Origin of the sequence: Geosporobacter ferrireducens (assembly GCF_001750685.1) — a bacterium.
GTDB classification, from domain to species: domain Bacteria; phylum Bacillota; class Clostridia; order Peptostreptococcales; family Thermotaleaceae; genus Geosporobacter; species Geosporobacter ferrireducens.
Window position 1 is genome coordinate 1254581 of the sequence record NZ_CP017269.1, and the last position, 15518, is coordinate 1270098.

At 38.1% G+C, this 15518-nt stretch carries 20 protein-coding genes; 2 read left to right on the plus strand and 18 right to left on the minus strand.

Annotated elements, in window-relative coordinates:
• The first annotated feature begins 600 nt into the window (after nt 1-600).
• Nucleotides 601-984: a hypothetical protein gene (locus tag Gferi_RS06380; RefSeq protein ID WP_069974789.1), complete on the plus strand. Its 384-nt coding sequence runs from the start codon at nt 601-603 to the stop codon at nt 982-984.
• A gap of 495 nt (nt 985-1479) precedes the next feature.
• On the opposite strand, the gene Gferi_RS06385 is transcribed toward Gferi_RS06380, so the two are convergent.
• On the minus strand, nt 1480-2307 hold the full coding sequence (locus Gferi_RS06385; RefSeq protein WP_069974790.1) for a DUF166 domain-containing protein: 828 nt from the start codon (nt 2305-2307) through the stop codon (nt 1480-1482).
• On the minus strand, nt 2304-3218 hold the full coding sequence (locus tag Gferi_RS06390) for an amidohydrolase family protein (RefSeq protein ID WP_069974791.1): 915 nt from the start codon (nt 3216-3218) through the stop codon (nt 2304-2306). The genes Gferi_RS06385 and Gferi_RS06390 overlap by 4 nt, the downstream gene beginning before the upstream one ends.
• Nucleotides 3219-3441: 223 nt before the next feature.
• Between Gferi_RS06390 and Gferi_RS06395 the strand changes: the two genes are divergently transcribed.
• The gene (locus Gferi_RS06395) at nt 3442-3759 is read left to right on the plus strand and encodes a YbjQ family protein (RefSeq protein ID WP_069974792.1); all 318 of its coding nucleotides are present in this window, start codon (nt 3442-3444) and stop codon (nt 3757-3759) included.
• 138 nt (nt 3760-3897) lie between these two features.
• Here Gferi_RS06395 and Gferi_RS06400 read toward each other — a convergent pair whose 3' ends face one another.
• The 16 genes from Gferi_RS06400 to Gferi_RS06475 all read right to left on the minus strand — a co-directional run bounded on the left by Gferi_RS06400 (nt 3898) and on the right by Gferi_RS06475 (nt 15497).
• A complete protein-coding gene (locus tag Gferi_RS06400; protein ID WP_069974793.1) occupies nt 3898-5901 on the minus strand; it encodes a beta-propeller domain-containing protein in 2004 nt (667 codons plus the stop codon).
• A gap of 70 nt (nt 5902-5971) precedes the next feature.
• Nucleotides 5972-6493: an NUDIX hydrolase gene (locus tag Gferi_RS06405; RefSeq protein ID WP_069974794.1), complete on the minus strand. Its 522-nt coding sequence runs from the start codon at nt 6491-6493 to the stop codon at nt 5972-5974.
• Between the two features lie 181 nt (nt 6494-6674).
• Complete coding sequence (locus Gferi_RS06410) at nt 6675-7076, minus strand: arsenate reductase ArsC (RefSeq protein WP_069974795.1); 402 nt, start codon at nt 7074-7076, stop codon at nt 6675-6677.
• Nucleotides 7077-7108: 32 nt separating this feature from the next.
• Entirely contained in the window at nt 7109-7312 is a 204-nt protein-coding gene (locus Gferi_RS29265; RefSeq protein WP_083273410.1) for an ArsR/SmtB family transcription factor, read from the minus strand.
• 122 nt (nt 7313-7434) lie between these two features.
• On the minus strand, nt 7435-7719 hold the full coding sequence (locus Gferi_RS06420; RefSeq protein WP_069974796.1) for a metallophosphoesterase family protein: 285 nt from the start codon (nt 7717-7719) through the stop codon (nt 7435-7437).
• A 164-nt stretch (nt 7720-7883) separates the two neighbouring features.
• The gene (locus Gferi_RS06425) at nt 7884-8879 is read right to left on the minus strand and encodes a permease (RefSeq protein ID WP_069974797.1); all 996 of its coding nucleotides are present in this window, start codon (nt 8877-8879) and stop codon (nt 7884-7886) included.
• 72 nt (nt 8880-8951) lie between these two features.
• The gene (locus Gferi_RS06430; RefSeq protein ID WP_207645800.1) at nt 8952-9455 is read right to left on the minus strand and encodes a MarR family winged helix-turn-helix transcriptional regulator; all 504 of its coding nucleotides are present in this window, start codon (nt 9453-9455) and stop codon (nt 8952-8954) included.
• Between the two features lie 198 nt (nt 9456-9653).
• Complete coding sequence (locus tag Gferi_RS06435; RefSeq protein WP_069974798.1) at nt 9654-10823, minus strand: permease; 1170 nt, start codon at nt 10821-10823, stop codon at nt 9654-9656.
• Nucleotides 10824-11090: 267 nt separating this feature from the next.
• Nucleotides 11091-11306, minus strand: coding sequence for a hypothetical protein (locus Gferi_RS06440; RefSeq protein ID WP_156782335.1), 216 nt, complete (start codon nt 11304-11306; stop codon nt 11091-11093).
• 133 nt (nt 11307-11439) lie between these two features.
• Complete coding sequence (locus tag Gferi_RS06445) at nt 11440-12330, minus strand: ArsA family ATPase (protein WP_069974800.1); 891 nt, start codon at nt 12328-12330, stop codon at nt 11440-11442.
• Entirely contained in the window at nt 12314-13222 is a 909-nt protein-coding gene (locus tag Gferi_RS06450) for an ArsA family ATPase (RefSeq protein WP_069974801.1), read from the minus strand. Before Gferi_RS06450 ends, Gferi_RS06445 begins: the two co-directional genes overlap by 17 nt.
• 24 nt (nt 13223-13246) lie before the next feature.
• Nucleotides 13247-13570: an arsenite efflux transporter metallochaperone ArsD gene (gene arsD, locus Gferi_RS06455; protein WP_069974802.1), complete on the minus strand. Its 324-nt coding sequence runs from the start codon at nt 13568-13570 to the stop codon at nt 13247-13249.
• Between the two features lie 40 nt (nt 13571-13610).
• A complete protein-coding gene (locus Gferi_RS06460; RefSeq protein ID WP_069974803.1) occupies nt 13611-13946 on the minus strand; it encodes an ArsR/SmtB family transcription factor in 336 nt (111 codons plus the stop codon).
• 149 nt (nt 13947-14095) lie between these two features.
• Complete coding sequence (locus Gferi_RS06465; protein ID WP_069974804.1) at nt 14096-14287, minus strand: hypothetical protein; 192 nt, start codon at nt 14285-14287, stop codon at nt 14096-14098.
• 391 nt (nt 14288-14678) lie between these two features.
• Nucleotides 14679-14912 (minus strand): thioredoxin family protein, encoded by a 234-nt coding sequence (locus tag Gferi_RS06470; RefSeq protein ID WP_069974805.1) that lies wholly within the window; start codon nt 14910-14912, stop codon nt 14679-14681.
• 75 nt (nt 14913-14987) lie between these two features.
• Complete coding sequence (locus tag Gferi_RS06475) at nt 14988-15497, minus strand: (Fe-S)-binding protein (RefSeq protein WP_236932704.1); 510 nt, start codon at nt 15495-15497, stop codon at nt 14988-14990.
• Between the last annotated feature and the right edge of the window lie 21 nt (nt 15498-15518).

Sequence of the window (15518 nt, forward strand, 5' to 3'; positions counted from 1 at the left end):
TATATTTGCTTTTTCCACATAAAAGTTGCTTTTTTTTACATGACAAAATGCCAAACTCCCTTAGAACCCGGTTATTTGGCTGTTTTCAGCAATTGCTATTCACAATTTTATTTATGAGGGGACCCCTACGGTCATTTGCGTTTGGCTTACGCTTTATAAAATGATCGTAGGGAGGGAATGACATAAACGTATTAAATATTATTTGCTTATTTTATAAAGTAATAAAAAATAAAAAAACCACGAAGTACTGCACAGCAATTTTCTGCTGCAACATAACCTTCATGGTTAATTATCTATACTATTCAGATGCTTTATAACATACATTTGTTATAAGTAAACAATATCATATTGTTATTTAACTGTCAATATTTTATCGCAATAATTTATAATATGCAAGATTGTTTGTTATTTTACAAATTATATTGCAACGTCATAGTTCGACGCAAAATTTGGTTGAATTTTTTGAATTTTTATGTTAGTTTTAAACTATACAAAATCATTTTTTACATATTCTTTTATTCATTGTATTTCTAAGCTTGGGTCTTTGTAAGCCACTGATCTATAACAGATCAACATCTATTAGTATGAAGGAGGAATATTATGAAGAGCCTAGAATTCAAGTATCCTATTATGGTATTTGCAAAATGTGGGTGTACGAACCAAGTTCCTGTTACAGAAATGCTTTTAGAAGAGAAAGGTCCCGACAACTATGATTTGCATTATAGTCTCACTTGTCCAGTTTGTAATGGCCAAATTGAGAAATCTTTATCCATTACAGAAGAAGCTGCTGATTTCACTTCACTTTTCAATGTTTTCAAAACCATTCCAGCTTTGAAGGATGAGTTGTCCATAATCAAGTTTGACATGATAAAAGGAAAGGTTAAGGACGGATCTCTAGCCTTATATGGAAAATACAGCCACTTAAGATTTTGGGATAATGTAGTTCAAAGTGATATTATAAAAATTCCATACACCATCAAATAATAAAAGCGGAGGTCGAGTCCTCCGCTTTTATTATTTGATGGTGTATATAAATATACAGACTTCAGCCTAACCCATAATTTGTCATCCTATGTTAGGAATGAAACAGAGTCGAAGGATCTTAGCCCGGAAAAGAATATCTCTATATAAGTCACACTAAGTGCATTACATCCGCTTCGCCAGGGGGACGGTTCCATCGTCTTCCCTTCGGACCTTCGCTATGCTTCGGTGACGCTGGAACCGTCCCCCTGACTCCGCTACTTTGGACTGAGAATCCTTATTTACATCTAGATGTGTGACTGAAAAGTTTAATTTTATCCGGGACGACACAAGGCCGTCCCCTACAATATCCGATTTTCGTAGGGGCAGGCCTTGTGTCTGCCCGCTATATTTTCAGCACTGCTAGCAGTGACTCTTCTATCTGTTAAAATCAGGAAAATAACTGGCATAAATAAGGATTCTCAATCACACATCTATAGTCTGTTATTCGCTCCGTATTTACTGTTCTTCCCGCGTTTTTTCAGTCCTAATGATTTCCGCATTGTCTAAGGCACTATAGTGAAGATAACCGCCAATATGCAAAATTGTATCTCCTAATTCCGGATCAATTTGCATTCCTCCCATGCAGGGAAAGCTATGCCAATACTTCGCCACGGATTTCTTAGCGGTTTCACCCAATCTAACGCCTAAAAGATGCTTTGCCACATTATAACCATTCCCACAGGGAGCAGACACCAGTACATCTACCTTTCGAATAACGTCTTCCTCATCTACATAGAGGCGCATTTTAGGCTTTCCAATTCTGAAAAAATCCATAAACTGATTAATGGTCTCAAACTTCCCCTGTTTCATAGCACAGAAGGGTTTAGGAAAATCATATTCCAAGCCAAATTTTTCACATTCTTCTATGGTTCTTTCCCGCGTCCAACGGGAAACCCAGTCAGAACCTTCACAAGGTACAACAATAGCCTTTCCCCCGCTTCTATGGATTAACCCGGGCAGTTCTACTAAAATATCCTGATGAACGCCAATTACGACAAATACATCGCTAGGCATAAACTCTTTTGGAAGATAGGTTAAAGGTTCATCTACAAAAAGTGGATATATATCCGGCAGTTCAATCATCTCCTGAATATATTCTGAAAAATTCAACTGATAACGACTTCTGCACCAGTAGCACTTTTTCCCACATAGATTGCATGCCATTGGATCATCATGTAAATGGGGAATAAATTTCACATTTGCAAACCGGCTGTCAGTTTTCATCTGAAAAATATTCTCCGGCTGTTTTCCGGTTTTTCCCGAATAAATAATGGTTATCCTCATGTCTTTGACACCTCGTTTTCGATAGATTGAATTTCTTCCGCTTTTATTTGTAGTGCTTTTATTCCATTTTCACAAGCCATTTCGTATACTGTTTTTTCTGACAGTCCCGCTTTTACCATATGACTTATCTCATCGAAAAATCCAGATCCATGCAATACACCATAGGCTCCCGCATCACTGCCCACTGCAATCCTTACTCCAATATCTACTGCACGATAAAAAAGCTCCTGATGCTGACGGTAGGTTTTTTCAATAATAGGAATCTCTTTTAAAAAGCGTTCATCTCGCTTCTCTACTAAATTGCCTAACGGCGCTAATGTAGGAACCCATACAATATCTTTTTCTGCCAATCCCTGTAATTCGCGTTCTGTCATAAAATATCCATGTTCTAAGGTATCTACTCCTGCCTCAATTGCCATTTGCACTGCCTCCGCCCCGTTTGCGTGAACCATTATCGCTAATCCCTGATCATGGGCAGCCGCTGTCATATATGCTAATTCTTTTTTTGTAAAAGCAATGGGTCCTATTTTTCCATATTGATCAAAACAAACCAATCCTGTCAGCGGAACCTTCAAATGATCTGGTTTCAAGGCAACCAATTTCTGAAATTCGATGCGGAAGTCAACTAGGTCCATAATAGCTTTTCCAAGCAAAGCACCATAATGTCCCTTTTTATACAGCGCATAGAGAGGCGTTTTATAGATGATTCCGACTTCTTTGGCGATCTCTCTTGCCATGGAGGATAAACCACAAAGATCACCGCCATCTCTCATCATAAAAATCTTTTTTTCTTTATAATGTTTTAGGATTTTCCGAATCCAAGCTTCTTTTTCTTCTAAGCTGCCCAACGCTTTAGTATTCTTTATATCTATACCATCCAAGGCAATATGAATATGGCTGTCTATCAACATAGCTGCATCCCCCCCGTTTTAACTTCCTTCAAGGTTTGAAAAAATTATACCATGCTGTGCCTGGCTCGGTCAAAATTAGGATCATTGACATCCCTGTGCAGCTGATCTATACTGAGGATAGAAATGGTATATAGGATGGATCATATGAATCATCCGCCCTGTTTTGAATCTTTATTTATGGGCATATTATTATAATATCTATACCTAATAAAGGAGGATTATTATGTTAATCGTCAATACTGAATCAATACACGGAAAGCAAATCAGTGAGGTACTAGGTTTGGTGGAAGGCAGTACTGTACAGTCAAAACACCTGGGCAAGGATTTAGCTGCAGGACTAAAAACTCTCGTTGGCGGCGAATTAAAAGGATACTCTGATATGCTTAATGATGCAAGGAGAATGTCCACAGAAAGAATGATTGAAGAAGCCCGCAAGATGGGTGCCGATGCCATCGTCAATGTGCGGTATTCCTCTTCTGCAATCATGCAGGGCGCTGCAGAAATATTGGTTTACGGCACAGCCGTGCGCTTGGCAAAATAATAAAAAATGTGAGTCCAACGGATTCACATTTTTTATTTCAGTGAACTTTTTATAAATGACATATTATAGATTAGATTGACGCCTATAGAGGCTTGCCTCCATCTGTATTACTTGTCAGAAACATTTGACCATAAATGTTTACAATGTTAAACTTCCCTTAAGTTTCAGTGTTTTTAAATCATGTGCCATAATCTTTTGGTTTGAAAGGGTATATAAGATATCTCCTATATAAAGAATGCGCTGTACATTCAGATCACTTTCATACCAATGCTGGCCTGCCTTCATATAGTCCTCCGGTGTCAGATGGGTAATGCGATCTCTCAGGGATAATCCTTTTTCCATATCCAGCTGGTACACATAAGCACCTTGAAACGTAAACTCTCCCGAGCTCCAAGGGTCCTGCTGCACACGCTTATTTTCTATTACCGTCAAGGGGAAGGCCATTAGGTTTTTCTCTTTGGAAAACAACAACGCCTTATGATTCTGTAGCAGCGAAGATTCTGTACCGCGATCCCCGATAACCGTTTTGAATTTTTCTATAGGCTGGCTTACATCCCGTACATCAAATACGGCAACTTTCATACCTGCTTGCAGGGCTGCACCCTTTACTTCGATAACTTCTTTTCCAAAGCCAATAATATGATTCTCATCGTAAGGATGCAGATAATCACTATATCCTGGAATCTTTAAATAGCCCAGCATTTTTGGCTCTTTAGGCTCCTTTAAATCTAATACGAAAAAAGGGTCCGTCTCTCGGAATGTCACCATATATCCTTTATTCCCCATAAAGCGCATGGAATAGATTCGTTCCCCGGGAGCAATTCCTTCCAGACTCCCTACCGTTTTCATTTGCCCATCCAAAACATATACGTTATTTTTCGACGTGAATTCATCGCTGCGCCACATTTCACCTGTAGTCGTTGCAATTCTAAAGTGTTCCTCATATTCATCCATTGAAAATTGGTTTAAAATCCGTCCCGGCACTTTCCCCTTCGCAGTATATCGGAATTCCCCATCCTTCAGCCCGAAGCAGTAAACTTCTGTGTTATGGCTGTAGCCCGGAAGAATTTTTCGAAAGCCTGCTGTGCCTTCCACTTGATTTTGCGGTTTATCCAACGATTGTTCAAATTCATACCGGTTAACTGCAATATAGAGATTTTCAGAAGAAGCATAAATATTCTCACCCTGACCTAAATAGGTATCTATATTTGCTTTTTCTTTAAAAGTTTTTAGATTCAATCCTAATAAAGTAATATAATTGGGTTCTACTGCATTAGGAAAATATCGAATGTCTTCAAAAGCAGCGGTCTTGATCTCTTCGCCCAACAAAGTGTCCTGGTAGCGAGGTGTAGGTACCTCCGACTCCTTATTTTCCATGATATAATAGTGTATTGGATGGTTTGCTACTAGATAAAGGCTATCTTTGATTTTTCTTGATGACAGGTAATTCCCTTCCATTTTGATTTCCCGCTCTAACTTCACACCACTTCTATCCTTGATATCATAAACTTTGATATATACGGTACTTCCACCATAATACACAGGCATTGGTCTTATCTTTTGTACCGTACTGTCAACACTATCTTGAATCATCGGCTTTGGAATACCGATGGGCATAGGTGTATGTCCAATGAGAATTAAATAATCCTGGTCTAAGTACATTTCTAAAGGCCTAAACTGTTCTTCTTTAAAAGAAACGCGACTGCTTACTTTCATTTTTTCCGGCTGCTGCGCATCAACGATTACAAGGCTGGCACCATTGATTTGATAGATGTACTTTCCGTCGGTCTTTACCAAATCCGCTTCATCAACACCCTGTACCTGTACATTGGTAGTAGAATAATCTCCCGCCGCGTCGTTCGCTACCGCAGCTTGTGCTTCTAATTCCACAGTAACAGACTCCATGCCGCGGCTTCCACCGTCCGCCGTTTTCATCATATTGCCGTACAACAAGCTTTCTCTCTCATAATAAGTCTTTAGCAGGCTTCTCAAATTTTCTTGACTGCCTACCCTCGGCAAAGCTTCCAGTTGCGTCGGCGGCTCTTCTGCTATGGAAACGATCCTGTTATGTGTATAGCCATAAGCTACTAGAAGTGAAAATGCAAGTAGAATTAAAACCAACATCTGTCCCTTTTTTTTCATTCTCTTCACGTCCTTTGCATATATTCTTTATCCTTAAGACGCAGGGAATTGTAAGTTTGTTCCAACTATTTCAAATAAATTTTTGTGCCATTAATATCCCGATAATAGTTTTTCCGTCCTGAACTTCACCGTCTTGTACTTTTTTCAGCAGATCTCCAAATAGCGTTTTATGAGAGGTTAAAATTTCATCTCCATCTAGATGAGGTTCTGCCGTCTGTTTAATTTTCCTCGCCAAATATATGTATATTTTTTCGTCATGAACGCCTCCGGAAGGATAAAACTCTGTCAGCAGCTGCCAATGCTCTGCCTCATATCCTGTTTCTTCCGCCAATTCTCTTTTTGCAGCCTCTAAGGGTTCCTCGCCCTCATCAATAAGCCCTGCCGGCAGTTCTACCAATTTTCCTCCGATAGGATATCGATATTGCTCCACCATCAATAAGTGGTTTTCCTCATCTAATGCTACCACAGCTACCGCATTCCGATGTCTTACAGACTCCCGGTAGGTTTCTACTCCATTTTCCAATCGTACCCGATCCTTCTCCACCCGAATGATGACCCCTTTATAGACCTCTTGACTATCCAGTTTTTCCATAAGCACATTCTCCCTTCTCCATGTATCATACTTTTATCATTTATATTTTTTAGGTAATCCGGCAAACTTATACAAAGTATTCCCTTCTCCCCTTGATTATACCATATGAAATAAAAGCGGGCAGACACAAGGCCTGCCCCTACAACAAAATTCGTACTATAAAAAAGTGTTTCTATATACTTTATAATTCTCCTTTTTTAACTCTTTCAATTAAATCAATAACTTTACCCTTAATCAAATCTCTTGTATTTCTAAAATCTTCAATCGGTCCCCCCGATGGATCTACAAGGCCCCAATCTTCTTCATGCTTGCAGGGTAAAAATGGACAAACCACACCACACCCCATGGTGATCAATATATCTACCTCTTCTGGAATATCGGTTAAAAGCTTCGGATAATGTTCACCCATATCCACCCCTGCTTCTTCCATTACTTGAGCAGCCAATGGCTTTACCTCATGATACTCCTCTGTACCGGCTGAATACACCTCTAAAACATCTGAGCCTAGGTGCTTCGCCCAGCCCTCTGCCATTTGCGAACGGCAGGAGTTATGAATACATACAAATGCTACTTTCTTTTTCATGATAAAGCCTCCTTAAGATTCGATAAAATTTCTTAGTATTTCATACAATTATATTTTTCTTCTGAAACATCCTTTAAAAGTTCATTCGCCAATAACAATATAGTCTTTATTTTTTCATCCTTAATGCGATAATAGATAAATTTGCCATCCTGTCGTGCATCTACCAAATCACTTTCTCTCAAGCATTTTAGATGGTTCGATATTTTCGATTGACTAAAATCCGTATATTCAATGATTTCTGTAACAGAACAGGTTTATTGTGGGAAGTGAATGGGAGGAGGAAGGCAACAGTGCATAAAAAAATCATCTCTTGATTTTTATTATATCATGATATATTGATGTATAAATAAGTCTTGTGTTAAATGTATGTTAATTCTTCCGGTCCTACTGTAAAATATATGGGACAGCCACAGCTCGGTAGATAATAGCCTACAGTCTCATCATAATTCCCTAATATAGTCTGAATCTTTTTCTGCTGAATGAGTTCAATTACTTCATTCGGTCTTGGTCCGTATCCAACCAGATCCCCTAGACAATATACATTCTGAAAATCTATGTTTTTATCCCCCATATCTGATAGGACAGCTTTTAAAGCCTCAATATTTCCGTGAATATCTGAAATAAATGCCAATTTTTTTCCCATAAGTATCTCTCCATTTTCTACGGTTGAAATGATTTTTCTCACCTATTTATCTTATATCATATTGATTTCTAATTATTCAAAAAAACAGAGAGATAACCTACATATCCCTCCGTCTTTATTGTAAATGATTCATTATGCATTTGCCGCACTTTATGTCTCAAATACTATAACTGCATATTTAATAAGATTTGATATAGATATCCGAAGAATATGCCTCCCAGATAAACAAAGCCTACATAGAACAATATGGCTTTTTTCTTCAGAATCGTAGACATACCTGCGATTACTGGAACCCCTGTTGCTTTTCCCGTAATTAAAAATGCCAGGATTGCACCTTCTCCTGCTCCAGAACTCATAAAGGACTTCATAATCGGCAGTGAAGCTGAACCAGATACATAAAGCGGCAATCCAATGGTTGCACCTAGTGGAATGGAATAACTTTTATCTTGACTAAAAAGTGCCAAAATCCATTCTTTTGGGATCATCATCTCAACAATTCTTCCTACTGCAATAAATACTACAAAAGCAAATAGAATTTTTTTAATGCCTGTGTTATAAAACTCTTTTATGAATTCATGAATCTTGTATTTTTCAACAAAACCTTGCCTTTTTTCAATAACTGCTTCTTTCTTGGAATAGCATGTAGTAGTTTCTAATAAATCTATGACCCCTTCACTTTCATCCTGAGAACAGCAGCTTTGTTCTACCTCTTTATTTAGTCTGAACTGACCTTTAAAAAAGTTGGTTTTCATATCCAGCAGATGGGCTATAAAGCCTGCCAATAAACCTAATGCAATGGAAGATATTAAAACCATGGTTGCAAATCTAGTACCAAAGAAACTGGTTTGAAACATAAATTCCGATGGGCTTGTTAATGGTGATGACACCAGGAAAGCCATTACAGCTCCCCATGGCATAGAAGAGATAAACATGGACAACAGCACTGCCATGGTCCCACAGGCACAGAGAGGTGTGAGGGCACCAAAAGCTACAGAACCGGGTACGGATAACACAGTGTTCTTCTCTAAATACTTTTTTAGCTTCATGGAATCAACGTACACATTAATACTCACAGCCATCAATATACCGATGAATAGGATATGCCAGTCTGCTTTCAAAAAATCGATTACGGTGAAAATTACATCTTGAATCATACGCATAATAATACATTCTCCTTTTCTTATATTTTGTATGATACATAATTTGTATTATACAACTTTTCTATAAAATTTTTAACAGCAGTTTGGATTTGCTTTATCAAAGGCATTCAGTAATAAAAAAACAGCATTTAATACATTTTCTACCTGGCCTTCTGGAAGGTTTTGAATAATGTTTTTATAATATTTTCGAATACTTTGGTTTAACTGCAGCGCCACATCTTTTCCTTTTTCTGTTAGCTCTAAAACAACAATTCTTCTATCTTCTTCCTGCCGTTCTCTTGAGATCATTTGATCCCTGACAAGTTTATCAATTACCCTTGTCATCGTACTGGTATCGAGATTCATTTTATGACTGATTTCATTCATCGTCAGTCTTTCTACTTTCAACAGCTCCAAAAGACAGTAGCATTGGGTTGAGGTTACACCAAAAATCTTTATTTGATCTCTTTCGATCAATTGAAAAACTCTCACTAATCGCTGAATCATGTCCCCCACTTCTTCTACACAACAATCTTCGTTATGTATATCCAATGTTTGTAGAACTTTAAATTGATCCTTCATTTCTTTTTGATCCATTCTTACTGCCTCCTTTCCTTTTAATTGTATTATACAATTATTGTATTGTCAATTTATATTTATGTTGATATCATTCAAAAAATCTGATGGATACATACATCAAATCCTATAAAAAGTAACGGGCAGACACAAGGCCTGCCCCTACAATAATGATTACAAAATGAAGGACGATAAGATAAGCTCAGATCGACATGAACATTAGAACAATGTTCCATATACTACTCCTGCAAGGGTAGCCATTATTACGACTAAACACACAAATACAACGGTTTTCTTTGTTCCCATCACCTGACGGATTACCAGCATATTGGGTAAGGATAATGCCGGTCCTGCCAGCAACAGTGCCAGTGCTGGTCCTTTCCCCATGCCCGATCCGATAAGACCTTGTAAAATCGGTACCTCCGTTAGTGTCGCAAAGTACATGAATGCGCCTGCAACCGATGCAAATAAGTTGGCTCCGATGGAATTGCCGCCTACCAGTCGTTCCACCCATGCTGAGGGGATTAATCCTTCGTGTCCAGGTCTTCCAAGTAAAACTCCGGCAACCAGCACGCCGAAGAACAAAAGAGGTAAGATTTGCTTTGCAAATCCCCAAGTAGAACTAAACCACTCATCTCTTTCTTCTTTATTAAACCACTTAACAGATGCGTATAATACCACCGCTAAGAATCCTGCTGCTAAGATCCACTTCATGCTAAAGATAGTTGCCCATAATCCAGTTGCCTGCATCGGTCTTCCCCAGTTTGCAAACACCAGAACCCCTACCATAGAAAAGAAGTATATACCGGTTTTCCATAGAGGTTTATCCTCTTGACTCTCATGGGCAAACATACTGGCGTCTTTATTCATATTCTCTTTTTCTTCTTTTAAGAATATTAAATGCATCAGATAACCAATCACCACGCTGAATACCACTGCGCCAAGAGCTCTAGCGATTCCTAACTCAGGACCCAATACTCTGGCTGTAATCACAATCGCCAATATGTTGATGGCTGGACCAGAGTAAAGAAAAGCAGTTGCAGGCCCTAACCCAGCGCCTTTTTTATAGATTCCTGCAAATAAGGGCAGTATGGTACAAGAACACACTGCTAAAATCGTCCCTGATACAGCAGCTACCGAATAGGCTACCCATTTTTTTGCTGTTGGGCCAAAATATTTGATCACTGCATCCTGTGAAATAAACACGGCTACCGCTCCGGCAATAAAAAATGCTGGCACCAGACAAAGCAATACATGCTCTCTCGCATAATCATTTAACATGGCAAAAGATTCTATAATCGCACCTTGAAATCTTAAGCTGTTTACTGGCATAAAATATGCAGTCAAAAATACGCCTAGAATGATCCAAAACTTCTTCCATTCACTCATGTTAATACCTCCCATCATTATAAGTATATAAATATATTATTATATACTTATAATATGGTTTTTCTCAGATTCTGTCAACGCCTATATGCTGTACACAATTAAAAGTATAAAAAGAGCGTCTACGACGCTTTCGCAGTCTGGGCACCCTCCTTAGTACGGCAGGGGATTTCATCCCCTACAACCCCTATTTTTTATATAATAGAAAAGTAGAACTTTCCTACCTTATATAAAAAAAGCCCAGTATTCTACCTGAGCTTTTAACCAATTCTATCGTGTTTTTAAATTTTCAATAATTTTTGTAATATCTACATTCCCTTCAGATATAATTTCTTCTCCAAAAGCAACGATTGGTACTTGTGCAGCACCCCCGCTGACTTGTTTAAATACTTCCGGATATTTGCTAAGGGCTGGTGAGAATATATCAATAAATTTCATGGAGGCAACCCGATCCAGTAAGCCTTCCTGCTTGATCGCATTTTTCAAATCTTGGATATCATCCATAATTGTTCTAGTTGGTCCACAACTGTCAGATGGCCCTCAACCACAGCCTGCTGGTTTCACCGCAAAAATATTCATTTCCACTTTGCTCATTTTATTTCCCTCCATTAGGTATTATTTATTTATATAATGCATTTGCTGCTTCCCGAATTGTATCAATTCCTTTGATTTCTTCGGCAAACAAAGGCATTTGCAATATCTCACAGTCAAACTTTTCATGGATAACCTTTAAATGCTTATCCTGCATTTCTTTTCTCTTTTGAAAATATGCTGTTGTGCAGTATTCTTCCGGCAGTACTTGATTTGCGATCACCAGTTGGGTATAAATCTCTGCCCCCTTTAACTCTTCCACAGCTCTATAAGCCTCTTGAATTGGCGTGTTTTCAGGATATACAACAAAAGCAAAAGTCGTCTGCTCTTTATCTCGCATTTTACTGATTACCCGTTTAAATCTCTCTTGTGCTTTTAAATCTCCCTCATTTACCGTATTCATGGCCGTTTTTAATTCAATTTGTTTGTTCCAGCTTAAAGGCAGTTCTAAAAGCCTCAACGTATGACCAGTAGGAGCCGTATCGAAGATAATCGCATCAAATTCTTCATTATCGGCATAGTCTGTAAATCGATCAAAGGCTGCCATTTCCTCTGTACACGGAGAATCTAATTCTTCTCTCAGTCCCATCATCATTTCTTCGGAGTAATTATTCTTTGCTGCTTCAGTAAAGATCCTCTCTTTGTATTCCTCCGCAGCCTGCTTTGGATCAATTTTAAGTCCATATAGATTCTCTACACCAGCGATAGGCTGTATTTTATCCCCAATCGGCTGTTCAAACACTTCTCCAATATGGGATGCAGGATCAGTAGTCAAAAGCAGGGTTTTAAATCCTTTCTCAGCTAAATATAATGCCGTCACACAGGACATAGAGGTCTTTCCTACCCCACCTTTTCCAGCAAAAAATATTAACTTGGGCTTTTTATTTTCTGGCAATATCACTTTAGTTTGAGATTTCAATTTGATTCACCGCCTCTTGTTGATTATATAACTGATCTGCGACTTTTTCCAGGATTTCTACGCCTCTAATTTCCTCTGCCAACAACTGCATTTTTCTCTTTGGCAAAGGAATTTCTGTATTGATCTGTTGGAGATATCTTTTTTGCATCTCTCCACGTTTTTTAAAAAAGGGATTTAACAGCTCTTCTTCTGGTAAAATACCATTTACAATGACTTCTGTAGTATTGATACCAATCTCTCCTAATTCCTTTGCAGAACGAATCGTTTCCTTAATCGGAGTAGCTTCTGGCTGCAGTACAAAGATAAAATGGGTTTCCTCTTTATCTTGCAGCAGCTTCACAGCTCTATCATACTTATCTTTAGAATCCTGAATATTTTGTACAGGACCCATGCAGGTTTGACCTGACCCTTTTGAACTTTCCTCGATATGCTTAGACCAGTCTACAGGAAGCTCTAACAGTCTAATAGTATGTCCGGTAGGTGCTGTATCAAAAATGACAATATCATATTCATCGGTATCCATAAAATCTGTAAACTTATCAAAGGATGCCATCTCCTCCGTACACGGAGAGTTAAGCTGTTCTTCCATTATTGTCACCATTTCATCCCCAAAGGCTTCTCGAATTGGTGCTAGAGCTCTTTCTCTGTATTCAGCAGTTGCTTCATCACTATCAATTTCCATTGCCAGTAAATTAGATACACCTTCAATCGCAGTCACCTTATGTCCGATCTGCTGCTCAAACACATCGGATAAGTTTGCAGCAGGATCCGTCGTTACGATTAAAGTCTTTAATCCTTTTTCAGCATAGTAAACTGCTGTAGAAGAAGCCATGGAAGTCTTCCCTACACCACCTTTCCCTGAAAAGAAAATAAATCTGGGTGTCTTTTTCATGATTAACCTCCTTGGATTGCTGGTCTATAATCTTTTCGATACTTCCTCCACAAATTCATCATAGCTCAAATAATCTTTTTCCTTTACAATCTCATTATTGATTGTGATAATCGGTAATGCATTCGTTTTCTCTGCTTGAACTTTAGCAAAAACTTCTTGATTTTGCATAAAATCCTTAGGGTTAAAATTCATAGAATATCGGTTGATCTGTACATCTGGAAATTCTTTTTCCAATCGCTTAATTGCATCCTGTAAGTCCATTAGTTTTGTGTCAGGAGATGGACCGCATATGCCTGTTGAACAACACATCGGCGGTTCATAAATGCTAATGATTATCTTCTTTTTCATCTTGATTACCTCCTTAGAATGAAGTATTTTATTGGTTTATTTACTGTTCATCACAAATACATCGATTTCTACTACATGCGCAGTAATTTTTAAACTCCTCTTTTTCATGAGCTTTTGAAGTAGCATCCTTTATGAAACGACACAAGGCATCAATTTGATTTTGTTTTATCGCGTAAAAGGCCCATTTACCTCTTTTCTCTACCTCAATTAATCCTGCCTGCTGTAATATTTTCATATGGTGTGAGATTGTGGGCTGTGTTAAGTTTAGGCTATCCTGTATATCACAGGCGCATAGCTCACCACAAGATAACATACATAAAATCCTTAGTCGATTTTCATCCGCTAAGGCCTTAAACATTTCAATATATTCTTTCACCTCATCACCTCCAAAGGTTAACATTGACACATATCTATATATAGTATGCATTATATATAGATATGTGTCAATGTGTTTATGAAAAATATAGACTGCTTTATGAACCAGTCTATTATAATATTTCGCATTTATGAAAATCCTATCCTTTTCTATTCAGATGAATTCAATCCATTGCTCTCAGCCTCGTTGGTAATGTATAACGGATATCTTCCAGCTCCTTCAATATTAATCAGCAGTACATTTTTTTGAACATAATCTTCTAATATGCTTTTTTCAATATATAGTTTTACATCCTCAATTTCAAATACTTCAAAATTCTCTTGGTTTTCTGGTTCTCCCATCAGACCTGATGGTGTCTTAAAGATGGATCATCACCCTTTAAGGCTTATTCTGCGGGTAACATTCATCGCATTCCCCCGCTGGCGAATATAATTGAGCAGCCAAGGAGAAATTCTCCCTTTTTTCATTTTTATCACACCCTTCTATTTTCATTCTTGCTTGGTTGCATCTATATTCATATGAATATTAAACCGATCATTCCAATGATGAAGTGTCAGAATTTTTCAACCTCATCCGCTTCGCCAGGGGGACGGTTCCATCGTCTTCCCTCCGGACCTTCGCTATGCTTCGGTGACACTCGAACCGTCCCCCTGACTCCGCTACTTTGTGACTAACTGTAAAAACCTATCCTAAAATCACAGGATAGGTTTTTTCATAGTACGAACAAAGAAATTATTTAGTAAGAAATCCTTTGATTTCTTCCGTAGAAGGAATTCTTCCCGATGCCTTTATTTCTCCCTCAATGATGAGGCCCGGTGTCTTCATGACTCCTAGATTGATAATATCTGAAAAATCAGTTACCTTCTCAACCGTTGCTTCCATGTTCAATGCCTGTAATGCTTCTTTTACATTCGACTCTACAGTTTTACAGTTTTTACAGCCTGGTCCCAGTACTTGAATCAGCATGCATCTTCCTCCTTCATAATAATATACTTATATGTTTATATTATAATCATATAAGTGCGTTGTCAACGAGGAATCTTATTCATATCCTAAAATTTGTAATATTGTATCCAGTTTTTCTAAATTCCCTTTATATTCTTCTTCATAAAGCGGTAAACAGCGTTTAATGTTCTGGGCACTACTGACTATTTTTGATGCAAAGGCCATACAAGCCATTTCACCACATCGCTTACAGTTTAATTTTGGCAGATGCTTATAAACCTCGATGGGGCTAATCCGCTCTCGCATTTCATATAAGGGTTCTATCTCATCTCTTTTTTCATAGGTATCATTGATCAAATCCTGTACCAGGCTTATTACCTCAAAAGCATCGGTTTCGTTAATTACTTTTGAAACTGCTAGCTTTTCAGGATAAATGGTTATCATGCGAAATTCCTTATGAAAGGTTAAAGTGCCTGCAGTCTTATGATATATAGCCCTTTGCATCCTTCCATTGATATAGGGTAATATCTCAGAAACATCTCTTGAGAATTTTGCTTTAAATTTCATCCTTCCTGAATCTGCGGTACAAGGTTGTATACGTGTCATTTTTATTTCTTCTAAGTACAT